Source organism: Hoeflea algicola (assembly GCF_026619415.1).
GTDB lineage: Bacteria > Pseudomonadota > Alphaproteobacteria > Rhizobiales > Rhizobiaceae > Hoeflea > Hoeflea algicola.
Genome location: NZ_JAOVZR010000001.1, coordinates 1,269,279 through 1,290,630 on the forward strand (window position 1 = coordinate 1,269,279; position 21,352 = coordinate 1,290,630).

21 protein-coding genes are annotated in these 21,352 nt (G+C 60.6%); 9 read left to right on the forward strand and 12 right to left on the reverse strand.

Annotation, left to right across the window (positions count from 1 at the left end):
- Nucleotides 1-99 precede the first annotated feature (99 nt).
- Entirely contained in the window at nucleotides 100-1,734 is a 1,635-nt protein-coding gene (locus tag OEG84_RS06295; protein ID WP_267652933.1) for an MFS transporter, read from the forward strand.
- Nucleotides 1,735-2,054: 320 nt separating this feature from the next.
- Nucleotides 2,055-2,615, forward strand: coding sequence for a hypothetical protein (locus tag OEG84_RS06300; RefSeq protein WP_267652934.1), 561 nt, complete (start codon nucleotides 2,055-2,057; stop codon nucleotides 2,613-2,615).
- 101 nt (nucleotides 2,616-2,716) lie between these two features.
- On the opposite strand, the gene iolG is transcribed toward OEG84_RS06300, so the two are convergent.
- Genes iolG through iolD form a run of 6 tightly spaced genes read right to left on the reverse strand, consistent with a single transcriptional unit; the run spans nucleotide 2,717 to nucleotide 9,104 of the window.
- Nucleotides 2,717-3,706, reverse strand: coding sequence for an inositol 2-dehydrogenase (gene iolG, locus OEG84_RS06305; protein WP_267652935.1), 990 nt, complete (start codon nucleotides 3,704-3,706; stop codon nucleotides 2,717-2,719).
- 4 nt (nucleotides 3,707-3,710) lie between these two features.
- Nucleotides 3,711-4,553 (reverse strand): class II fructose-bisphosphate aldolase, encoded by an 843-nt coding sequence (locus tag OEG84_RS06310; RefSeq protein ID WP_267652936.1) that lies wholly within the window; start codon nucleotides 4,551-4,553, stop codon nucleotides 3,711-3,713.
- Complete coding sequence (locus tag OEG84_RS06315) at nucleotides 4,550-5,392, reverse strand: 5-deoxy-glucuronate isomerase (RefSeq protein ID WP_267652937.1); 843 nt, start codon at nucleotides 5,390-5,392, stop codon at nucleotides 4,550-4,552. The genes OEG84_RS06310 and OEG84_RS06315 overlap by 4 nt, the downstream gene beginning before the upstream one ends.
- Before the next feature lie 28 nt (nucleotides 5,393-5,420).
- Nucleotides 5,421-6,401, reverse strand: a complete 981-nt coding sequence (gene iolC / locus OEG84_RS06320) for a 5-dehydro-2-deoxygluconokinase (RefSeq protein WP_267652939.1) — start codon at nucleotides 6,399-6,401, stop codon at nucleotides 5,421-5,423.
- Nucleotides 6,398-7,237, reverse strand: a complete 840-nt coding sequence (locus tag OEG84_RS06325) for a phytanoyl-CoA dioxygenase family protein (RefSeq protein WP_267652941.1) — start codon at nucleotides 7,235-7,237, stop codon at nucleotides 6,398-6,400. Before OEG84_RS06325 ends, iolC begins: the two co-directional genes overlap by 4 nt.
- A 1-nt stretch (nucleotide 7,238) precedes the next feature.
- Nucleotides 7,239-9,104 (reverse strand): 3D-(3,5/4)-trihydroxycyclohexane-1,2-dione acylhydrolase (decyclizing), encoded by a 1,866-nt coding sequence (iolD, locus tag OEG84_RS06330; protein ID WP_267652942.1) that lies wholly within the window; start codon nucleotides 9,102-9,104, stop codon nucleotides 7,239-7,241.
- Between the two features lie 137 nt (nucleotides 9,105-9,241).
- Between iolD and OEG84_RS06335 the strand changes: the two genes are divergently transcribed.
- The 3 genes from OEG84_RS06335 to OEG84_RS06345 all read left to right on the forward strand — a co-directional run bounded on the left by OEG84_RS06335 (nucleotide 9,242) and on the right by OEG84_RS06345 (nucleotide 12,494).
- Nucleotides 9,242-10,354: a Gfo/Idh/MocA family protein gene (locus OEG84_RS06335; protein WP_267652943.1), complete on the forward strand. Its 1,113-nt coding sequence runs from the start codon at nucleotides 9,242-9,244 to the stop codon at nucleotides 10,352-10,354.
- An 81-nt stretch (nucleotides 10,355-10,435) separates the two neighbouring features.
- On the forward strand, nucleotides 10,436-11,326 hold the full coding sequence (locus OEG84_RS06340) for a TIM barrel protein (protein ID WP_267652945.1): 891 nt from the start codon (nucleotides 10,436-10,438) through the stop codon (nucleotides 11,324-11,326).
- 10 nt (nucleotides 11,327-11,336) lie between these two features.
- Nucleotides 11,337-12,494, forward strand: coding sequence for a Gfo/Idh/MocA family protein (locus tag OEG84_RS06345; RefSeq protein ID WP_267652946.1), 1,158 nt, complete (start codon nucleotides 11,337-11,339; stop codon nucleotides 12,492-12,494).
- Between the two features lie 369 nt (nucleotides 12,495-12,863).
- Here the strand turns inward: OEG84_RS06345 and OEG84_RS06350 are convergent, their stop codons facing one another.
- Nucleotides 12,864-13,172 (reverse strand): hypothetical protein, encoded by a 309-nt coding sequence (locus tag OEG84_RS06350; protein WP_267656310.1) that lies wholly within the window; start codon nucleotides 13,170-13,172, stop codon nucleotides 12,864-12,866.
- On the opposite strand from OEG84_RS06350, the gene OEG84_RS06355 reads away from it, so the two are divergent.
- Nucleotides 13,173-13,274 (forward strand): BA14K family protein, encoded by a 102-nt coding sequence (locus OEG84_RS06355; RefSeq protein ID WP_324288253.1) that lies wholly within the window; start codon nucleotides 13,173-13,175, stop codon nucleotides 13,272-13,274.
- Nucleotides 13,275-13,462: 188 nt separating this feature from the next.
- Here OEG84_RS06355 and OEG84_RS06360 read toward each other — a convergent pair whose 3' ends face one another.
- Nucleotides 13,463-15,013, reverse strand: a complete 1,551-nt coding sequence (locus OEG84_RS06360; protein ID WP_267656105.1) for a winged helix-turn-helix domain-containing tetratricopeptide repeat protein — start codon at nucleotides 15,011-15,013, stop codon at nucleotides 13,463-13,465.
- 200 nt (nucleotides 15,014-15,213) lie between these two features.
- Between OEG84_RS06360 and OEG84_RS06365 the strand changes: the two genes are divergently transcribed.
- Together OEG84_RS06365 and OEG84_RS06370 are read left to right on the forward strand one after the other, a co-directional pair.
- Nucleotides 15,214-15,816 (forward strand): DUF1326 domain-containing protein, encoded by a 603-nt coding sequence (locus OEG84_RS06365; RefSeq protein WP_267652947.1) that lies wholly within the window; start codon nucleotides 15,214-15,216, stop codon nucleotides 15,814-15,816.
- Nucleotides 15,813-16,622 (forward strand): DUF2182 domain-containing protein, encoded by an 810-nt coding sequence (locus OEG84_RS06370; RefSeq protein WP_267652948.1) that lies wholly within the window; start codon nucleotides 15,813-15,815, stop codon nucleotides 16,620-16,622. Before OEG84_RS06365 ends, OEG84_RS06370 begins: the two co-directional genes overlap by 4 nt.
- Nucleotides 16,623-16,687: 65 nt before the next feature.
- Here OEG84_RS06370 and OEG84_RS06375 read toward each other — a convergent pair whose 3' ends face one another.
- The 3 genes from OEG84_RS06375 to OEG84_RS06385 all read right to left on the reverse strand — a co-directional run bounded on the left by OEG84_RS06375 (nucleotide 16,688) and on the right by OEG84_RS06385 (nucleotide 19,157).
- Nucleotides 16,688-17,071: a rhodanese-like domain-containing protein gene (locus tag OEG84_RS06375; protein WP_267652949.1), complete on the reverse strand. Its 384-nt coding sequence runs from the start codon at nucleotides 17,069-17,071 to the stop codon at nucleotides 16,688-16,690.
- A gap of 12 nt (nucleotides 17,072-17,083) precedes the next feature.
- The gene (locus OEG84_RS06380) at nucleotides 17,084-17,983 is read right to left on the reverse strand and encodes an MBL fold metallo-hydrolase (protein ID WP_267652950.1); all 900 of its coding nucleotides are present in this window, start codon (nucleotides 17,981-17,983) and stop codon (nucleotides 17,084-17,086) included.
- A gap of 190 nt (nucleotides 17,984-18,173) precedes the next feature.
- Nucleotides 18,174-19,157, reverse strand: coding sequence for a cation diffusion facilitator family transporter (locus OEG84_RS06385; RefSeq protein ID WP_267652951.1), 984 nt, complete (start codon nucleotides 19,155-19,157; stop codon nucleotides 18,174-18,176).
- A 200-nt stretch (nucleotides 19,158-19,357) separates the two neighbouring features.
- Between OEG84_RS06385 and OEG84_RS06390 the strand changes: the two genes are divergently transcribed.
- Nucleotides 19,358-20,113 (forward strand): globin domain-containing protein, encoded by a 756-nt coding sequence (locus tag OEG84_RS06390; protein ID WP_267652952.1) that lies wholly within the window; start codon nucleotides 19,358-19,360, stop codon nucleotides 20,111-20,113.
- Between the two features lie 44 nt (nucleotides 20,114-20,157).
- Here OEG84_RS06390 and OEG84_RS06395 read toward each other — a convergent pair whose 3' ends face one another.
- A complete protein-coding gene (locus tag OEG84_RS06395) occupies nucleotides 20,158-21,156 on the reverse strand; it encodes a LacI family DNA-binding transcriptional regulator (RefSeq protein ID WP_267652953.1) in 999 nt (332 codons plus the stop codon).
- Nucleotides 21,157-21,352: the final 196 nt, after the last annotated feature.

A 21,352-nucleotide genomic window follows, 5' to 3' on the forward strand; every position in this document is an offset into this window, starting at 1 on the left:
AACCATTTTCAGCCCAGGTGATATCGATCATCAGCTTGCCCGGTCCATGCGGTGGCGGTATCAATCACCGCAGAGTCTGGTCAAGGAAGGGCGCGTTGTATGCCGCAAAGCACATCCACACTGACGCTCTTTAAAAACCAGACTTTCCGGATGCTCTGGATTGCAGCCCTTGCCTCGAATTTCGGGGGACTTGTCCAAGCCGTTGGGGCAGCCTGGATGATGACATCGCTGACACAATCCCAAAGCATGGTGGCGCTCGTCCAGTCCTCGGTGACCCTGCCGATCATGATCTTCTCTTTGTTGGCAGGGGTGTTCGCCGACAATTTCGACCGCCGTAAAGTGATGCTGATCGCTCAATCCTTTATGCTGCTGGTGTCGATCATGCTTGCGATCATGGCCTTCAAGGGACTGCTGTCACCGTGGTTACTCCTGGGATTCACATTCCTGATCGGCTGTGGCACGGCATTGCACAATCCCTCCTGGCAGGCATCGATGGGCGATATCGTTTCGCGAGACGAATTGTCCGCGGCAGTTTCATTGAACAGCATGGGGTTCAATCTGATGCGCAGCGTCGGACCTGCTGCGGGTGGCGCGATCGTGGCCATTGCCGGTGCTGCCGCCGCGTTTACCGTCAACGCCTTCAGTTATGTTGGCATCATCGCCGCGCTGTGGTTCTGGCGACCGTCCACGCCGCGGCCGCGCTTGCCGCGGGAACGAATGGGCCGTGCGTTTTCGGCGGGCGTGCGCTATGTCGCGATGTCGCCCAACCTGATGAAAGTGATCTTTCGCGGCTCATTGTTTGGCCTGTCTGCCATAGCGGTTCTGGCGCTCCTGCCACTGGTGGTCCGGGACCTGCTGCAGGGCGGCGCCTTTGTCTACGGGGTATTGCTGGGCTGTTTCGGCATGGGCGCGGTGTGCGCAGCGCTGCTCAATGCCCGCCTGCGGGCAAACTTCCATAACGAGCGTATTACCCAGGCGGCGTTCCTTGCCTTTGCCATCAGTTGCATCACGCTGGCTCTAAGCCGTCATTACCTATTCAGTGGCGCCGCACTGCTGCTTGCTGGCGCCAGTTGGGTCATTGCCCTGTCCCTGTTCAATGTCACGATTCAGTTGTCGACACCGCGTTGGGTGGTCGGCAGAGCTCTAGCCCTCTATCAGACCGGTGTGTTTGGCGGCATGGCCGCAGGCAGTTGGGCCTGGGGGGCGATAGCCGAAAATTTCGGTGCGGACCATGCCATGATTGCGGCAGCGGTGCTGCTGATTGTCGGGGCTTTGGCAGGCCAAAGGGTGCCACTGCCCGATTCCGCCGATTTCGATCTCAGCCCGCTCAACGCCTTCACCGAGCCTTATCTCCGGCTCGACCTCAAACAGCGCAGCGGGCCTATCATGATCATGATTGATTATGAAATTGCGCAGGAGGACGTTACCCAATTTCTGGCCGCGATGAGCGAGAGGCGACGGATCCGAATCCGCGACGGGGCGCAGCAATGGACATTGTTGCGGGACCTTGAAAACCCGGATTTCTGGACCGAGACCTATCACGTCCCCACCTGGGTTGAATATGTTCGCCACCAGGAACGCCGCACCCAGGCCGATGCAGCTTCCAACGAGCGCCTTCTGAAGCTGCATCGAGGCCAAGAACGGCCCAAGGTACATCGGATGATCGAGCGGCAGGCAATCTCGCTTCGAGACGACACCCCGCCAAAAAGTGAAGCTGACAGGGTTTGTGATTAACCCCGTCCCACTCCCGGCAACGTGTAATTTCCCGGGTCAGGCCGGCGCGCTGCCGCGGCCGCCGGTTGCCATCATGATCACATCAATTGCCCTGCCGGTTTTCACCTTTCCTTAAAACCGTTTGGATAGGTTTGGCATAGCGAGATTCCCGACCGGGAACGCATGATGCACTCTCGCCCAGCCGGCCCGGCCAGTCCGATCGCGGCATGTTTTCAGTTCAGATGTGCGCGGCACCGCCCGATTCTACCCATTTGCAGCAATGGGATCAGCCCGGCCCGCCCTCATCAGCGCTCGATTTGTTTTCGCGTAAGGAGTTCGTCGTGGCAGGCCAGAAATCAGACAAGGGCAAGGCCCAGAGCAAGAAATCCGGCAGCGGCATGGCAGGCATGATCTCGAAGATGTGCTCCGCTTTCGCCGTTTTGCTTGGCGCGGCATTTTTCGCCGCAGCCTTCGATCTCGGCCATATCGGGCTGATGCAGTCGCTGCAGGGGTTTGCCATCGTGCTGGTACCGCTGTTTGCCATGCTGGCGTTAGCCGCCGTGTTCATGGGTTCAGGATCAGGCGCTGATACAACCGCACAGGCCGAACAGATTGCGACGCTGACCGAGTTCCGCTCCAAGATCACCTCGCAGATCATCACCCTGCAGGACCAGCTCGATTCACTCAGCAGCCAGGACAACGAGACGCTCAAGGCTCGCAATGCGGAACTTCAGGCTGAACTTGACGAGATCCATCAGGTTGAGCGCGACAAGGTCGACAGCGAAATCGAAGCCCTGCGCCTGCGTAATGAAGAGCTTGAAGCCCAGATCAAGAAATGGGCCTTCGACGCCGTTGGCAAGTCCATGGGCGGCCAGCAGGTGCAACCGATGAAGGCGGCCTGAACCGACCTCTCCACGTCACGGTGTTTTCAGCACCCTGCCCGCCTCCGACAAGCTTGTCTTTTCGGGGGCGGTTTTGTTTTGGGCACGGCCTTGCCGACGGATCACCCCAGATCCACAGGCACCCCGGTGACAAGCGAAGTCGCGGCCGCGTCGGCAATGACCTGTGCGGCAAGGCCATCTCGAATGCCGGGAGACGGCGCCTGCCCCGATTGCAGGCAGGCGATGAAATGCGCCATTTCAGCGAGATAGGCCCCGGCATACCGCTCGAGAAAGAAGTGCTGCGCAGGCGCTGCGCAAAACCCTGCGCCGCTGGCGATTTCGACATTGTTTTCAGGCACATTGTTGGCCTTGAGGAGGCCGCGCGAGCCGTGCACCTCGGCGCGCTGGTCGTAGCCGTAGGTGGCGCGGCGGGAATTGGAGATCTGGCAGATCCGGCCCGAGGCGGTGGTCAGCACAGCCACGGCAGTATCGACATCGCCAGCTTCGCCGATGGCCGGATCAACCAGCGCCGAACCGGTGGCAAAGACCCGGACAATCTCTTCGCCAAGCAGAAACCGCGCCATGTCGAAATCATGAATCATCATGTCACGAAACAGTCCGCCTGAACTTTTGATATAGGCGACCGGCGGCGGTGACGGGTCGCGCGATAGAATGGTGACCAGTTCGACGTCGCCGATCTCGCCTGAGGCGATGCGTTCCCGAATGGTCGCGAACCCCGAATCAAAACGCCGATTGAAGCCGGTCAGGAACGGAACGCCCGCCGCATCGACGATCTTGATGAGATCGCGAATCCGGTCGGCCGACATGTCGACGGGCTTTTCGCAGAAAATCGCCTTTCCGGCCTTGGCACTTTTTTCGATCAGGTCGAAATGCGTGTCCGTCGGTGTGCCGATCACCACCGCGTCGATATCGGGGCTGGCGATGACCTCGTCGGCCGAGCGCACCTGCGCGCCGGTCTTTGCCGCAAGCTTCTCGGCTGCTTCAGGAAAGGCGTCGGCGACGGCTGCCACCCGGGCGTTTTCAAGCCTTTGCAGGCTTGCCGCATGAACCTGACCGATACGGCCGCAGCCGAGAATTCCGATAGAGATCATGGCTTCAGACTTTCCTTGCTGGCGCGCCAAATGCGCGGATGACAGTGCAGGCCGCGGCCATCACCGGGTCGTGGGTTTCCTTCAGGATCGTCACCCGGTCAAACCGCTCCGGATCACGGTTGACTGCCTCGCGCAGCGCCGCGCCAAAAGCCATGCGTAATTCGGTGCCGATGTTGAACTTGCAGATCTTCGAGCCGGTGGCGAGTGCCATGCGCTGCTTGAGCGGAACCCCGGAACCACCGTGAATGACCAGCGGCACAGTTGTTACCGCCTCGATGGCGCGGATCCGCGGCTCGTCGAGACCGCCCTGCTTGTCTTCTTGCAGATGCACATTGCCGACCGAAATTGCCATCGCGTCAACTTGCGTTTCGCGGGCAAACCGTGCCGCATCCTCGGGATCGGTTCCGGCTGAGTTCTCGCCGCCGGAATAGCCGACAAAGCCGATCTCGCCCTCGCAGGAAATGCCAGCCTTGTGCGCCATTTCAGCAATCGCGGCGGTCTCATCAATGTTCTGGTCAATCGACTTCCGCGAACCGTCATACATCAGCGAGGTGAAGCCGCTGTCGAGCGCTTCGCGGCATTCTTCAAACGTGTAGCCGTGATCGAGATGGGCGACCACCGGCACGCTGGCGTTCTCGGCCAGGTAGCGAAACATCTTGCCCAGGATCGGCAACGGCGTGTGCGCCCGGCACGACGGCCCCGCCTGCAGGATCACCGGCGCGCCTTCGGCCTCCGCTGCGGCGACATAGGCGCGCATATCTTCCCAGCCGAGCGTCACCAGCCCAGCGACCGCATAGCCATCCTTGAGCGCCGGCTGAAGCACTTCGGCGAGCGTTGCGATACTCATTTGAACTTAGCCACCATGTCCTTGATCCCCGGGATGGTTTCGATCTGGTAGGCGTGCGTCGGCTGGAAATACTGCACCAGTGAGCGCTGGCTCAGGCCGCCGAGAATGGTGAAATAATACATCTCGTAGCCCGGCAGTACTGCGCAGGGATGGTAGCCCTTGTCGAGACAGATCGTCGAACCATCGACGATGTGGTAGGCGTCGCCGGGCTTGTTGTCCTCGCGCTGCAGCATCTGAACACCGGAGCCATAATTCGGGCGGAAGCGGAAATTGTAGGTCTCGTCGTGACGGGTCTCGTCCGGCAGCCGGTCAGTATCATGCTTGTGACTCGGAAACCCAGACCAGCCGCCCTGCCCGACGGTGAACAGTTCGCTGACCAGCAGCCTGCCGACCTTGCCATGATGTTTCTGGCCAAGAATGTGCTTGATCTTGCGGTGGGTCTTGGTGTCGTCGGAGCCGTACTGCACCAGATCAAGCCCGTCAGCCCGCACGTCGAACGGCTCGAGCACCTTGTCGTATTTGGCACCTGCAACAAACACTTCGGCGTGATCGGAAACACAGACCATCGTCACTTTGGCACCGACCGGCACATAGACGCCCTCAGGTTCTCCATCCCAGACATCGACGCCGCGATTGCCGAGCTTGGCATAGGAGATACCCTCGACATCGACATCAACGGTGCCAGTGGCGGGAACGATGCAGGTCTCGTAGCCGGGCACCTGATATTCGAACGCCTCGCCCTTCTTCAATTTGACGATGTTGAAATAGTTCAGCGGAACGCAGGCGCTGTCGACATCGGCGATCGGCTTGTTGTGGTTGTCGTAGGGCGCGATATGCATAGTTCTGGTCCTTTCAGAAGAGGTGGGCTCAGACGGGCGTCGGGCCGGGATGGGAATCGAGAAACGCCTGGAGCCGAATTGCTGTGGGCATCGCCGGAGCGCAGCCGGGCTTGGAGACGACGATGGAGGCGCAGGCTGAGCCGCGCAGCACTGCATCCCTGATGTCGCGGCCTTCCGAGAGGGAAGCCAGCAGGCCGGCCATGAAACTGTCGCCGGCGCCGGTCGGCTTGAGCGCCTCGACCGGATAAATCCCGGTGCGCAGTTCCTCGTTATCGGCAAAGGTGACGGCGCCTTCAGGGCCTTTCTTGTAGACAACGATGGCGGCGCTTGAGCCAGCCAGTTCGCGGGCCTTTTCGAGTCCCTTGTCGATACCGCCGGCCATGAAACCGAATTCCTCGTCATTGCCGACAATCACATCGGCCATGGCGCCGGCGCGTGAGAGCACATCGGCAGCCACTTCGGCAGACGGCCAGGAATAGGGTCGGTAATCGATGTCGAAAATGATCGGCAGGCCTGCGGTGCGGGCCAGCTCGAACGCCCGGAATGTGGCCGAGCGCGAGGGTTCGGCGGCAAATACTGTGCCTGCGGTGATCAGCGCGCCATAGCCGCTGTAGTCAACCGCCTCGACATCGGCGACGCTCATCTGGAAATCGGCGGCATTGTTGCGGTAGATCACGCTCTGGTGCTCGTCGACGCGGGTCTCATAGACTGCCAGCGAAGTGCGGGATTCACCGCTGATCGCCTTCACATGGCTGCGGTCAACGCCGTAGTGATCGAGCTGATTGAGACAATACCAGCCGACTGCGTCGTCTGACACGCAGGTGACCAGCGCCGCCTTGCAGCCGAGTTTGACCAAACCGGCAGCGATATTGGCGCTCGAGCCGCCCATCGCCACCATCATCGATTGCGCGTCGCGGGTACGGGTGCCGGCGGGATCTGGCGACAGGTCCATGCCGACCCGGCCGATGACCAGGAAATTGCGCGTCTTGATGCCATCGAGCACGGTCATGCGCGACCTTCCGCATTGCCGGCCCGGGCTGCGTCCAGCACTTCCGGATAGGGACAATTCAGCCCCAGCAATTGCCGCATGTCGGCGCTGGCGGCATCGATGAAGGATTGCGGCAGGGCGGCCGGCATGTCTTCCATCGGCTTGACCCATTTGGGCAGGTACTGGATCAGAATCGCACTGCGGTCGTGATCGGACCTGTTGGGCATGGCGCAGTGCCAGGTCACGCCATAAAACAGCGCCACGTCGCCCGGCTCGCCCAGCATCCGCTCGCTGCGCTCGTGAAACCGGTCAGCTTCGGTGGGATAGCGCAGTTCTTTCTGGCTGCCCGGCAGATAGGCGGTGGCGCCGCTCTCCTCGGTAAACGGATCGAGGATCACCGACACCTGGGCGTTCATCGGAAACGAGCCGTTCAGGCCAATCGGGTGGGTTTCGGGTTTGTGGAAGTCCCAATAGGGATAATCGACATGCGGCTCCTGCCCCGGCCCGCCCGGCAAGATCCGGTTGGCGGCGATCGAACCCATGATGAATTCGCTGCCCAAAAACTTGCGCAGGATATCCATCAGCACCGGATGCGCCGCCATGCGCGAGAAAACCTCGCCCTTGGCCAACAGGTTCCAGACCCGGCGCTGCAGGTTGATCTTGCCCGCTTCCGCCGCTGCACCCTGGAAATGCGTGACCTTCTCGGTTTCATTTTCCGAATGCGCCATGACGATGGCGCGGGCCTCGGCAATTTCCTCGGGCGTGAACAGCCCGGAAATGGCCACCGCACCGCCGCCATGCAGCAGTTCTTCGATGATGGTCTCGGGGTCGGCGTTTTCGGCAGTAAAGCGTTTCATCTCAAACACCCTTGCGCTGTTTGGCGCGGGTGGATTCCTGTTCTTCATGGGCGGCCCGGACCTTGGGATTATCGGTGACATGCGGGGTACCGACCTCCCACCAGGTGTGGCCCTGATCAGTCCAGGCATCATGGGATGCGACCTTCATGCAGATCACGTAGGTGCGCTCGCTAGCCTTGGCGCGCTTGAATGCTTCGCCCAGATCAGCCGGGCTGTCGACGGTTTCGGCAATCGCTCCCATCGAAGCGGCATGGGCTTCGAAATCGACGGCGAAAGGCTCGGCAACCGTTGGGCAATCGGCAATCAGATTGTTAAAGCTCTCATTGCCGGTGTTATTCTGCAGCTTGTTGATGACGGCGAAACCGCCATTGTCGAGCATCAGGATGATCAGCTTCTTGCCCGTCAGCACCGAGGAATAGATATCGGAATTCATCAACAGATAGGCGCCGTCGCCAACCAGCACGATGGTATCGTTATCGGGCTCGCGTTCGCATTGCGCAATGCGCGCGCCCCAGCCGCCGGCAATTTCGTAGCCCATGCAGGAAAAGCCGAATTCGACATCGACGGTGCCCAATGACAGCGTCCGCCAGTTGGCGGTGACTTCGGCCGGCAGCCCGCCCGAGGCGGTCACCACCCGGTCGCGCGGGTCGCACAGCGCATTGACCACGCCGATAGCCTGGGCATAGGAATTGGGACCATTGCCATAGGCGACATTGTCGGCCACGTAATCGTTCCAGACCTTGCGCTGGTCTTGCGCAAAACCGCTCCAGTTGGCTGGTGCGCTGTAACCTTCGAGCGCCGTGGCGAGCGCCGTAATGCCGAGCTTCGCGTCGCCCACGACTGGCAACGACAGGTGCTTGGCGGCATCGTGGCGGGCGGCATTGAGCGAGATGATGCTGGCGGATTTGTCGAACGCGGTCCAGGAACCGGTGGTGAAATCCTGCATGCGGGTGCCAATGGCCAGGACCACATCGGCTTTTTCGGCAACCGCATTGGCGCTGTCGGAGCCGGTGACGCCGACCGGGCCGATATTGAGCGGATGATCGTTGAGAAGGTTGGCGCGTCCGGCAATGGTTTCGATCACCGGGATCTGGTGGGCTTCGGCAAAGGCCGCCAGTTCAGCCGTGGCGCGCGAATACTGCACCCCGCCGCCGGCAATGATAACAGGCCGTTCGGCGGATTTGAGAATGGCGGCCGCCTCGGCGATCTCCACCACATCCGGTGCCTGACGGCGGATCCGGTGGATCTTTTTGGCAAACATCTCCACCGGGTAATCATAGGCCCAGCCCTGCACATCCTGCGGCAGGCCCAGAAAAGCAGGCCCGCAATCGGCCGGATCGAGCATGGTGGCAATGGCCGCCGGCAGCGACTGGATGATCTGCGCGGGATGGGTGATGCGGTCCCAGAAGCGGGTGACTGCCTTGAAGGCGTCGTTCACGCCGAGCGTCGGATTGCCGTAATGCTCGAGCTGCTGCAGCACCGGATCGGGCAGACGGGTGATGAAGATATCGCCGCACAGCATCAGCATCGGCAACCGGTTGGCATGCGCCAGTGCTGCGGAAGTGAGTAGGTTGGCAGTGCCCGGTCCCGCAGAGGCGGTGCAGAACATGAAGCGCTGCCTCAACCATTGCTTGGAATAGGCAGCAGCGGCAAAGCCCATGCTCTGCTCGTTCTGGCCACGATAAAGCGGCAGCACATCGCGATGGTCATAAAGCGCCTCACCCAAGCAAGTGACATTGCCATGGCCGAAAATGCCAAAGCCGCCGCCGCACAGCCGCATCTCCTCGCCATCGATCTCGATGAACTGGTTGGCAAGATAGCCAATGATTGCCTGCGCCGTGGTCAGGCGGATGGTGTCCTGGGTCATGGGCAACGAGACCTCCCTCATGCCGGGCATCCCGGGCCGGTTTTCCCCGGGCGCGAAAATGCCGCTTGCGAAACTTCGAGTCCAAGGATACAAAATTTGCAACCGGTTGCAAACTGAATCTCGAGACGGGCCCTGTTATGAGCGAAATCGGCATTGGCATCATAGGCGGCGGCTACATGGGCAAGGCCCATGCGGTGGCCATGGCGAGCGTCGGCGCGGTATTTGACACGGCGCTGCGCCCCCGGCTGGAAATGGTCTCGGCCGGCTCTGCAGAGAGCGCCGAGCGCTATCGGGCTGTCTACGGGTTCAACCGCGCCGCGGGCGACTGGCAGGAACTGATTGCCGACCCGAAGGTCGAAGCCATCGTCATCGCCTCGCCGCAATCAACCCACCGCGCCATTGCCGAAGCAGCCTTTGCGCTCAACAAACCTGTACTGTGCGAAAAGCCGATGGGCGCGTCGCTGGAAGACAGCCGCGCCATGGTGGCGGCAGCGGAGAAAAGCGGCGCGGCCAATATGGTCGGCTTCAACTATATCCGCACCCCGGCGAGCCAGTTCGCCCGGCAACTGATCGCCGAGGGTGCGATTGGCGAAATCACCTGGTTTCGCGGCGAGCACACCGAAGATTTCCTGGCCGACCCCGAAACACCCGCCAACTGGCGCACGACGGGTGACGCCAACGGCACGATGGGCGACCTCGCCCCGCACATGATCAACGCCGCCCTTGCGCTTGTCGGGCCGATCCGCTCGCTGATTGCCGAGGTCGAAACCGTTCACTCCACCCGCCCCGGCGGCACTGTCAGCAATGACGACCAGGGGCAGATGATGTGCCGTTTTGTCAACGGAGCGGGTAGCGGGGCAATGGGACAGATGCATTTCAGCCGCATCGCCACCGGCCGCAAGATGGGCTACGCCTACGAAATCACCGGCACCAAAGGCGCGATCCGCTTCGATCAGGAAGACCAGAACGCGCTCTGGCTTTATTCGATGGACGAGCCGGAAGCGACGCGCGGTTTTCGCAAGATCCTCACCGGCCCGGCGCATCCAGATTACCTGCCGTTCTGCCAGGGCCCCGGCCATGGCACCGGCTACCAGGACCAGATCATTATCGAGGCAAAAGATTTTCTTCACGCCATCGAAACCGGCAAGCCGGTGTGGCCGACCTTTCGCGACGGGCTTGCGGTCAACGAAATTGTCGCCGCGGCGATGGCTTCATCCAAATCCAGATCATGGCAGACACTCGACGCCTAGGCCCCTGTGCACATAGGCCGAAAACACAGGCAGCCCCAGAATTCGGGCAGGCCAGAAATACGAGCAGGAAGGACATCCTCGATGACTATCAGAATTGGCAATGCACCCTGCTCCTGGGGTGTGGAATTCGCAAGCGACCCGCGCAATCCGGCCTGGCGCACGGTGTTAAGCCAATGCGCCGAGGCCGGCTATACTGGCATCGAACTCGGCCCGGTCGGCTTCATGCCGGAGGACCCGGCAGTGCTTGCCGAAGCGCTTGATGAAAACGCGCAGGAACTGATCGGCGGCGTGGTGTTCCGCGCCTTTCACGACGCAGACCAGTGGGACGACGTGATGGATGGCGCCGTGCGCACCTGCAAGGCGCTCACCGCCCATGGCGCGCAGCATCTGGTGCTGATCGACTCGATCTCGCCACGCCGCGCACCGACCGCCGGCCGCGCCGATCAGGCCGAGCAGATGGACAACGCTGAATGGACGGCGTTCCGCGAGCGCATCGCCACCGTGGCAAAACTCGGCGCGGAGGAATATGGCCTCACCGTCGGCATCCACGCCCACGCCGCGGGCTTCATGGATTTCGAGCCCGAACTCGAGCGGTTGCTCGACGAAGTTGACGAGAAGATCCTGAAGATCTGCTTTGACACCGGCCACCATTCCTATGCGGGGTTTGATCCGGTGAGCTTCATGAAGCGCCATATCGACCGCATTTCCTACATGCATTTCAAGGACATCGATCCGGTTGTCAAAGCCAGCGTGCTCGAACACGGCACCGGTTTCTACGACGCCTGCGGCCAGGGCATTTTCTGCAATCTCGGCGACGGCGATGTCGATTTCGCTTCCGTGCGGCAGATCCTTCTCGATCATGGCTTTGAAGGCTGGTGCACGGTCGAACAGGATTGCGATCCGCTGCTCGACCCCGATCCGGTCGGTGATGCCAAAGCCAACCGCGACTATCTGCAATCCATCGGATTTTGAGGATACGGCCATGACAAAGCTCAAATGGGGCATGATCGGCGGCGGCGAAGGCAGCCAGATCGGCCCGGCACACCGGCTTGGCGCCGGCCTTGACGGCGAATTCGAATTTTCAGCCGGCGCACTTGATCACCGCCCCGAGGCCGGTCGAGACTATGGCCAGCGGCTGGGGCTTGCGCCCGACCGCGCCTATGGCGACTGGCGCGAGATGCTGGAGGGCGAACGAAACCGCTCCGATCGCGTCGATCTGGTCACTGTCGCCACGCCTAACGCCACCCATTACGAAATCACCAAGGCCTATCTCGAGGCCGGTTTTCACGTGCTCTGTGAAAAGCCGATGACCATGACGATTGAGCAAGGCGAGGACATTGTCCGCACTGCCAAGGCAACCGGAAAGATCTGCGCCGTCAATTACGGCTATTCCGGCTATTCGCTGGTCCGCCACATGAAGGCGATGGTGGCGCGCGGCGATCTCGGCAAGATCCGGCTGGTCAAGGCCGAGTTCGCCCATGGCCATCATGCCGATGCGGCAGATGCAAACAATCCGCGGGTGCGCTGGCGTTATGATCCGGCCCAGGCGGGCGTCTCGGCACAATTTGCCGATTGCGGCATTCACGCGCTGCACATGGTGAGCTTCGTCACCGGCCAGGAAGTGACAAAACTTTCCGCCGACACTGTCTCCTGCATTCAAAGCCGGGTGCTCGAAGACGACGCCATGGTCAATTTCCGCATGGACGGCGGCACGGTCGGACGGCTCTGGACCTCGTCCATCGCCATCGGCCGCCAGCACGGGCTGACGCTGCAGGTATTTGGTGAAAAAGGCGGGCTACGCTGGGCTCAGGAACAGCCCAACCAGCTTTACTGGATGCCGCTCGGCGAACGGTTGCAGACCATCGAGCGAGGCGAGGCGAACCTTTCGCCCGAGGCCGATCGCACCTCTCGCGTCACCATCGGCCACGCCGAAGGCATGCCGCTGGCCTTTGCCAATATCTATCACGACCTCAGCGAAGCGATCCGGGCCACCAAGGAGGATCGCGCCATCGATCCCGCCGCCAATCTCTATCCCCGCGCCGAAGACGGCCTGCGCTCGATGGCCGCCGTGTTCGCGGTAGCCGAGTCGGGCAAGGCGGATGGGGAATGGGTCGACGCCCGCCCGCCGATGTTCAGGTAGGGATAAACCGGCCAACCAGAATGGTTTTGTCTAGGCTCAGTGCCGAACTCCGGTCATTGGCGCACCTGTATTCCGGTGGCAGGAGCAACATGACGGGTGGCGGGAAGCATCCCTTCGCAGCGATGCCCACCGAGGTCTGTGATGCCGGACTTTTCCGTCGTTCAAGGTCCTACGAAATCAGTCCTGCATTCCCTACTGGCCATGATGAGTCACACGTCGGCGGGATTCATGTCTTCTCCGATTCAGGCCGTTTTACTTACACCATTAAAGAGTATTCACTACAAAATTTGATATAACGCTCAATCCGTGCATTAATTTCATCCGTAAATTAAAACAGGGACGATTGATATGCGAAATTTACGAATGATTTCAGCCGTTGCGTTGCTCAGTTTTGGAGTAGCAACATTGGCTTCTACTGGAGCAAACGCGCAATTCCCAGGTCATGCCCCCTTGATTCAAGGTGCAGTGACAGGTGCGGATGCCGACAACGAGGCAACAGTTATACAGGTCAGGAATCGCAAAAGGCACAATCGACGGAGAGGCCATCGAGGAAGAAACCACGGCGCAGAAGCGGCCGTTGGAATTCTTGGAGCCATCATTGGTGGGGCGATAATTGCCAATGAGGCCAACAACCGCCGCGATCGCCGTGATCGCCGCCATATAAGCGCTGATAGCCATGTGGATTGGTGTTATGACCGTTACAGGTCTTATCGGGAAAGAGATAATACTTATCAGCCATACGAAGGTGGCCGCAGACAGTGCAATTCGCCATACTATTGATAGTTGACTGCAAAGATGTCGAGAGGCCCGAAAACTGTTTTCGGGTCTCTTTTTTGTGGTTTGCAGGCATGAGACCAGCTCAACGGTTCAACACCTGATCGTAAATGCCTGTGTCATATCCGGTTGAAGACGCAGATACCGTCAGGCGAGTTCATCTTCAACTGCAGCATTGGCCCAACCTTCCCCCTTCACCCCTCGAGCCCGGCCTTGCGCAGGCCTTCGAGGATGTGGATCCGGTCCTCCGCGGGTACGTTCCATTTGTCCATTTCGGCTGCCGCCGAGACGCCGGGGCGAACCTCGTGCATACGTGCCAGCGCATCGGGCGCTTCGGTGCGGCCAAGCTGGCCCAGCGCCGCGGCGCTGATCAGGTGGGTCCAGAAGAAATCCGGCATCGAGATGCGCTGCATGTCGATCAGCGTTTCCTCGTAATCACGCTCGCGGTAATGCAGCCGCGCGAAGCTGAAATGATACCAGCCCGGATGCAGCGGATTGAGCGCCTGCGCCCGCCGCGACAGCGGCACGCCGCGGTCGAAAGCGCCCATGAAGGAGAGGTAGTGGCCGACTTCGGCGAGAATTTCCGGGTCGGTCGGGTTGAGGTCGAGCGCGCGCGCAGCCTCGGCCTCGAACTTGCCGATGTCCTTGCGGAAATAATGCACTATCGCGAGCCAGCAATGGGCATAGGCGCTGTGCGGATCAAGCTGCACTGCCTTCAGCGCCATCTCGAGCGCCCGTTCAATCGGCTCGGGCCGCGGATTGGCGGCAAACCGGTGCTCGGCGAGATAGACATTGGCAAGTAACGCATGCGCCTCGGCGTAATTCGGATCGAGCGCGATCGCCTTTTCCAAGAGATCGCGCGCCTCGGCATGCATCGCCTCGTTGAGCGTCGCGGTATAACGCCGGGCGTGCAGCAGGCAATCATAGGCGTCGAGTTCGGCCGGGCTTTTTCTCAGCGCCCGGGTGAGCGCCGTGTCCTGCATCCTGACGCCGAGCGATGCGGCGATCATCTGCGTGACCGCGTCCTGGACAACAAAAATGTCGCCCATCGGCCGGTCGTAGCGATCGGCCCAGAGCGACACGCCGGTAGCCGCCTCGATCAGTTGCACCGCCACCCTCAGCCGTTCGCCCTCGCGGCGCACGCTGCCATCAACGATATAATCGGCACCAAGCCGGGCGGCAATTTCCGGCAGCGGCGCGTCGCGGCTCTTGAAGTGAAACGAGGAGCCGCTGGCAATCACCCGGAGTTCGCGGAAATGCGTGAGGTTGGAGATGATGTCTTCGGTCAGTCCGTCGCAGAAATATTCGTCCAGACCGGCGCTGGCGATCTTGAGCGGCAACACCGCCAGCACCGGCATCACAGCGGCCTGGTGCGTATCGGTTGCCGCAGCCGGTGGCGGCATATCGGCGATCAAGACGCGCGCGGGACCAGGATCGGCGTGCGGGTCGGCGGCACCACCCTGCCCGGCCTCGGTTTCAGAAGTAACTCCGGCATCTTCACTATCCTCGCCGTCGCAACTGAGTTGGGCCACAAAACGGAACCCGCGGCGCGAAATGGTGCGGATAACCTGCTGCGCCTCGCCGCTGTCGCCGACCGCGCGCCGCGCCGCAAAGATACGGCTCGACAGCGTCGTGTCGGAAACCGCGCGGCCATCCCAGACCGCGGCGATCAGTTCGTCGCGGCTGACGACATGGTCGCGATTTTGTATCAGGTGCAGCAGGACGTTGAACACCTGCGGCTCGATCGAACCGGCTTGCCGTGCTGGCGCAGCTCAAAGATCGACGGATCGATGGCAAAGGCGCCAAACCGGTAAATCATTGATGTCCAATCTATTCCTGACGGAAAATCGCAGGTTTCCAAATGTAAACTCAATCCCTTCGTCAAGCAACAACAGCAATTTTCTCTAGGCTCATCTGAAGCACTTGAACCTGGAAGGAAATTCGCATGACCTGGTCACTCAAAGGCACCTATTTCGAAAGCTGCAATTGCGAAACCGCCTGCCCTTGTATGTTTTTGAGCCCGCCTACCGAGGACGATTGCACGGCGCTGGTCGGCTGGCATATCGATGAGGGCACCGACGAGGGTGTGTCGTTGTCGGGTCTCAATGTCGCACTCGCCGTGCATTCGCCCGGACCGATGGCCACCACCCAGTGGAATGTCGCCGTCTATGTCGACGCACGCGCCGACGAGGCCCAGAACGGCAGCCTGATGAAGATCTTTGGCGGCCAGGGCGGCGGCCACCCGGCGCGGCTCGCCAGCCATATCGGCAAGATCCTCGGTGTCCGCTCGGTGCCGATCGAGTTTACTGCCAGCAACGGCAAATACGGGCTCACGATCCCCAGGATCGCCGATGTCGAAATCGAGGCGATCACCGGCCAGGGCGACGGCCCGGTGACCATCTCCGGCCACCCGCTGTGCATCGCCCCGGGCTTTGACGGAACCGTGGCGCGAGCCAGCAAGAACGTCTACCAGGATCACGGCATGGAATGGGGTCTGACCGGAAAGACCGGGGTGTTCTCGCCGTTTGCCTATCAGAGCGAACAATGACAGCCCCGCAAGGCATCACCCCCGGCGCCGGAATGGGCGCTGGGGCAGCACGCCTCACCCCGGCGCGGCTTGCGATCCTGCTCGGCGGCCCGACCGTGCTCGCGCTGGCAAGCTGGATCTACCTCGGCATGATGATCGGCGACATGTCGATCATCCCCGGCATGAAGGCGATGATGATGCCCGGGATGATGTTCACCCCGGCACCGCTGGCAGGGCTGTTCCTGATGTGGGCGGTAATGATGGCGGCGATGATGCTGCCGACAGCCGCGCCGATGATCATGGCCTATGCGCGCATGCAGGCGCTGGACCGGGCACGCGGCGCCGGCTGGCAGCCGGTGTGGATGTTTTCAGGCGGTTATGTCGTGGCCTGGGCCAGCTTCAGCCTCATCGCCGCACTGTTGCAGGCGGGTCTCACGCATCTCGCCTTGATGTCGCCGATGACGATGAAGGCCGGATCGGGGCCGCTTGCAGGCACCATCCTGATTGCCGCAGGGCTCTACCAGTTCACTCCGCTCAAGCAGGCCTGCCTCAGCCTGTGCCGCACGCCGCTGCATTTTTTGATGACCGAATGGCGCGACGGAAATCTGGGTGCGCTCACAATGGGCTGGCGCCACGGCCTGTTCTGCATCGGCTGTTGCTGGGCGTTGATGGCGCTGCTGTTTGTCACCGGCGTCATGAACACCGCCTGGATCCTCGCCATCACGCTCTATGTGCTGATGGAAAAGACCGTGCCGGGTGGCAAGGCATTCTCGCGGCTTGCCGGCTTGGCGTTGACGGCAACCGGCCTGTGGGTGTTAGTCGGTTGAACGACGCTCCGCACAGCCCGCGCCCGATCATGGCGCGGGTCAATGGCGGTCAGGCGTCTGGTTGATCAGCCGGATTTCTTCATCAGCTTCGGCGCGCCGGTGGCCATGTCGGTGCCGGTATATCCAAATCCGGCTTCCTTCCAGGCGCCGAAGCCGCCCTCCATATGGGCGATACGCTCGGTCCCCGCAGCCAGGCATTTTTCGGCCACCATCTTTGATCGCACACCCGAGCCGCAGTGAAACACGATCCGTTTTTCGGCCTGCCCCGGCATGTGTCCCGGATCAAACGCCTGCATCGGCGCCAGCAGCGCACCATTGATGCGCTCGAAACTGTATTCCTGTGGCGTGCGCACGTCGATCAGCACAATTTCGTCACGGTCGAATGCCTCGGCGACCTCCTGTGGCGTCCAGGTTTCCAGCGTGCCGTTGTGGGCGGATTCAGTTTTCATGATGGCTCCTTTTCAGAACTTGTTAAGCGGAATCTTGAGATAGCTTTCCCCGTCGGCCTCGGGGTCAGGGGCACGGCCTGCACGCAGGTTCATCTGCAGCACATGCAGCATCCTGTCAGGCAGGCTCAACGACTTGTCGCGCGCCTCTCGCCGATCCACATAGGCATCCTGGCCGACGCCACCACCAATATGGGCATTGTGCCGGCGTTGCTCAATGACGGTGGATTCCCAGGCGGGCTGTTTGCGGTAATCGGTGCCATAGTCATGGCCGACAAACAACCGGGTCTGCTCCGGCAGCGCCAGGATCGCCTGCAACGACTGGTACAATTCGGCTGCCGAACCGCCCGGAAAATCCGCCCGCGCGGTGCCGACATCGGGCTGCATGAAGGTGTCATGGACAAAGGCCGCATCTTCGCCCACCACATAGGTGATCGATCCCAGCGTGTGCCCGGGCGACAGCATCACCCGCACCGGCAGCGATCCGATACTGAAACGGTCGCCGTCGGCAAACAGCCGCGCAAAATCGCGATCTGGATCAAACCCATGGGGCAAGTGATAAAGTCCGCGCCAGAGCTCGGCGATCTCTTTAATCTTGGTGCCAATGGCGTTGGGGGCGCCCAGTCGCTGACCGAGAAAATACGAGGCCATCAAATGATCAGCATGCGGATGGGTGTCGAGCACCCACTCGATCTCGACGTGTTCGGAGCTGATAAAGCGAAGGATTTCCTCGACGCCTGCGGGATTGAGGGAGGCGCTGGCCGGATCAAACCCCATCACAACGTCAATCAGCGCGCCCTTTTTGGTGTTCGGGTCGACGACCAAATACTGGATGCTGCCGCTGTCAGCATCATAAAAACCGGTGACATCCGCCGATCTTGGTCCGTGCGACGGGCTGGTGCGTGACAAGGCCATGGTGCCTCCTTGGGTATTCCGAACAGGACTGAACATATGTTAATTTCTTAATGTATCAACCACCGAATAGTTCCATGTGATGTCGCGCACTTCACGATTTCCTCCATGAAATCCGCGGCGCTTGCCGGTACGCACCCGGCTTGGGCGAAAATTTCAGCGACAATGGCCACCCGGAAACCGCGCGAGCGAGTCAGTGCTTGCCCTTATGCTCTTGCTCCTCTCCCTCCCCGTGATCGTGCACATGCCCAGATCCTGGCTGCGGCTGTCGTTCATCGCCGATCTGTTCGGGATCGATACAGGCATGGGCGGAGCATTCCAGTTCCAAGGTCGAATGGGCAATGCTGAATTCATCCTTGAGAACACATTTGACCTCCGCCTTGATCGCGTCGGCATCGTTCCAGCGCCCGGCGGCGACAACCAGATGCGCCTGCACCGCATTGTCGTGTTCCTGCATTTGCCACAGATGGAAATGATGCACGCCGGTGACCCCGTCCATCCGCTGCATCGCATCCAGCACTTTCTCGGTCTTCAGGTCGACCGGACTTCCCAGCATCAGGATGCGGATGACATCGCCGATCTCGGAAAACGACATCCATAAAATATAACCGGCGATCAGCAGCGTGACGAGCGGATCGATCCAGCGCCAGTCGTACAGAATGATCAGCGTGCCTGCGACAATCACCGCGATCGAACCAAGCGCATCGGCGACATTGTGCACAAATGCAGCCCGGATATTGACGCTTTCCTTCGACAGCGAATAGGTCAGCAGCGCTGTCGCCGCATCGACGATGAGGGCGATGCCGGCGATGATCACCACCAGCCAGCCATCGACACCTTCCGGTTCGATGAACCGCATCACCGCCTCGTAGATCAGGTAGAGCCCGATGACGATCAGCGTGGTGTAATTGATAAGCGCGGCAACTACTTCGGCACGGCCATAGCCGAACGTCATGGTCGAATCCGCCGGTCGCCGCGCAATCTTGCGGGCCAGAAACGCGATCACCAGCGACAGCGCATCGGAAAGATTGTGGATCGCGTCGGCGATCATCGCCAGGCTGCCCGACAGGATGCCGCCGATGATCTGTGCCACCGTCAGCCCAAGGTTGACGACCACCGCCCAGAAAACCCGCGCGTCGCCGGCATTAGGGTCTACGTGATGATGATGGCCTGCCATGCTGCTGTCCCGCCTGTGGGCTGATTTCAGTGACTCATAGGCTTAATCTCTCCAGTGGCTAGAGATTCAAGAAATAAGATCATCTCTCTCTTTTGTGGAAAGACCGTCCACCGTACCGCAATTGCGGAGCGCATGCCCGGTTCCTAGATATGCCGTTGGAGCCGAATTGCAAAACCCTGTGCGGGTGAAGGACCCAACGTGTGACCAAGTTCAACTATCCCACCTACCCGACGCGGCATGGCTACATGACCGAACAGATCCAGCGTGCTTACATTTTCGCCGCAATCGAGAAGAAAGTGCTTCCGGTCGATGCGCATCGGATGGCGCAGATCATCTCGCTTGAAGCCTCCAACGACAGAACCAAACCGATCCAGTTCTGGCAGTTGTATTCCGTGCTGGGCCCGGAGCGGATCGTTGCCATTGTGAGCGATTTTTACACCCGCGTGTTTGCCGACGAGGACTGGTTTGCATCGGCGTTTGCCCGCATCGGCGGCATCGAACACCACATCAACACACAGTCAGCGATGTGGATCGACGTCATGGGCGGCGGTCCCGCCTATCATCGCGGCGATTTCCGGCTGAACTTCCACCATACCCACAACGCCATTCAGGTAATGAACGACAAGGGCGCGGCCCTGTGGACCAAACTGATGTTGCAGACCCTGGATGCGTGCGCCCACCACATGACCGGCGATCCGCGCGCGCGCACCGCCGTCAACACCTTCCTGACTCACTTTATGGGAAAATACGCCCAGGAATTTGATTTTGAAAACAAAAGTTTCTTCGGAGACACCAATCCGCCGATCAAGCGCAAGCTCAATTTCATGAAAATGACCACCGAAGCGATCGAGGCGCTGACGGAAGAAGAATTGCGGGAGGCACTCGCCGAGCAAGGCGTCGACGACTCGCAATATCCCGCCAAGCAGGATCTGGTGAACAAGGCGCAGATGCTGTGAGGCGACCCGGCCGGCGTCAACCAACCAGCGCCAGCTAACCGGATTCAGGCAACCGGTTTCAAGGTCCCTCGTTCGATCACCCGGCAAGGAAACAGCCGGGCCTCGGGGTAGCGGTCCGGCGCCACCAGCATTGAGACGATCAGTTCGATCGAGGAATCGATGATCTGCTTGATTGGCTGGCGGATGGTGGTCAGGTTGATGTTTTCCCAACCGGCCATCTCCATGTCGTTGAGCCCGATCAGGCCGATGTCGTCGGGCACGACGAGCCCCGAACCGGTGATCGCGCTGAGCGCGCCGATGGAGAGCACATCATCGCCGCAGAAATAAGCCTGCGCCGGCTTGTTCTTGAGCCGCCTGAGCATCTCCGCCCGCCCTGCCTCGAAGGAATAGGCCTCGGCAAACGAATGCCGCAGGGTGATCTCGGAATGGCGGGACAACTCCTCGGCAAAGCCCTTTAACCGGTCCTGTGTCGATGTGGCAGCCTCCGGGCCGCCCAGAAACGCCACGTCGGTATAACCGCGCCGCGCCAGTTCGCGCGCTGCCATCCGTCCGCATTCGACATTGTCGATGCCGACCACATGGACTTCGGGTGAACTGGCGTGGCGACCGAAACTGTGAACCACCGGAACGCCGGCGTCACGGAACGCCTTGGCAAAGCCCGGCGGCAACGTCGAGGACGCCACCACCACCCCGTCAACGGAGTATTGCCTGAGCATCCGTACCGAATTTGCGGGATCGGTTTCATCCGACAGGTTGACCAGCAGCGGCCGCAATCCCCGGTCCTGCAGCCCGCGGGTAAACAGGTCGAATACCTCGAGAAAGATCGGGTTGTGAAAATTGTTCGAGACCAGGCCGATCAGCTTTGTGCGGCCCGTTGTCAGGCTCGAAGCCAGCGCATTCGGGCTGTAACCCAGCTCTTTGGCGGCCTTTTCGACCTTTTTGCGCATCTTCAGCGACACCGACGCACCATCGGTGAAGGTGCGGGAAACCGCGGCGCGCGACACGCCGGCGCGTTCGGCTACATCCTTGAGCGTTGGCGGCATTGATACCTCTTTTTACTCTGACCTGGTCGGTGGCACCCGGCATTACCCCGCATTACTGCGCAAAAAAACGCACGAAAGCAAGAATTTCAGATTTCATTTTGCAACCGGTTGCAAAAATCATTGATTCGTGGTTTCCTGATCATCGAGAGACGGCAGGAGGCCGGCCTTTCTGCCAATTTTGAAACTCTGGGAGGAG

Excerpts from the sequence above, each read along its gene's own strand:
- OEG84_RS06295 (WP_267652933.1), top strand. The coding sequence starts at position 100 with ATGCCGCAAAGCACATCCACACTGACGCTCTTTAAAAACCAGACTTTC.
- iolG (WP_267652935.1), bottom strand. The coding sequence starts at position 3,706 with ATGATCTCTATCGGAATTCTCGGCTGCGGCCGTATCGGTCAGGTTCAT.
- OEG84_RS06310 (WP_267652936.1), bottom strand. The coding sequence starts at position 4,553 with ATGAGTATCGCAACGCTCGCCGAAGTGCTTCAGCCGGCGCTCAAGGAT.
- OEG84_RS06315 (WP_267652937.1), bottom strand. The coding sequence starts at position 5,392 with ATGCATATCGCGCCCTACGACAACCACAACAAGCCGATCGCCGATGTC.
- iolC (WP_267652939.1), bottom strand. The coding sequence starts at position 6,401 with ATGACCGTGCTCGATGGCATCAAGACGCGCAATTTCCTGGTCATCGGC.
- OEG84_RS06325 (WP_267652941.1), bottom strand. The coding sequence starts at position 7,237 with ATGAAACGCTTTACTGCCGAAAACGCCGACCCCGAGACCATCATCGAA.
- iolD (WP_267652942.1), bottom strand. The coding sequence starts at position 9,104 with ATGACCCAGGACACCATCCGCCTGACCACGGCGCAGGCAATCATTGGC.
- OEG84_RS06335 (WP_267652943.1), top strand. The coding sequence starts at position 9,242 with ATGAGCGAAATCGGCATTGGCATCATAGGCGGCGGCTACATGGGCAAG.
- OEG84_RS06340 (WP_267652945.1), top strand. The coding sequence starts at position 10,436 with ATGACTATCAGAATTGGCAATGCACCCTGCTCCTGGGGTGTGGAATTC.
- OEG84_RS06345 (WP_267652946.1), top strand. The coding sequence starts at position 11,337 with ATGACAAAGCTCAAATGGGGCATGATCGGCGGCGGCGAAGGCAGCCAG.
- OEG84_RS06350 (WP_267656310.1), bottom strand. The coding sequence starts at position 13,172 with ATGGCTATCAGCGCTTATATGGCGGCGATCACGGCGATCGCGGCGGTT.
- OEG84_RS06365 (WP_267652947.1), top strand. The coding sequence starts at position 15,214 with ATGACCTGGTCACTCAAAGGCACCTATTTCGAAAGCTGCAATTGCGAA.
- OEG84_RS06370 (WP_267652948.1), top strand. The coding sequence starts at position 15,813 with ATGACAGCCCCGCAAGGCATCACCCCCGGCGCCGGAATGGGCGCTGGG.
- OEG84_RS06375 (WP_267652949.1), bottom strand. The coding sequence starts at position 17,071 with ATGAAAACTGAATCCGCCCACAACGGCACGCTGGAAACCTGGACGCCA.
- OEG84_RS06380 (WP_267652950.1), bottom strand. The coding sequence starts at position 17,983 with ATGGCCTTGTCACGCACCAGCCCGTCGCACGGACCAAGATCGGCGGAT.
- OEG84_RS06385 (WP_267652951.1), bottom strand. The coding sequence starts at position 19,157 with ATGGCAGGCCATCATCATCACGTAGACCCTAATGCCGGCGACGCGCGG.
- OEG84_RS06395 (WP_267652953.1), bottom strand. The coding sequence starts at position 21,156 with ATGCCGCCAACGCTCAAGGATGTAGCCGAACGCGCCGGCGTGTCGCGC.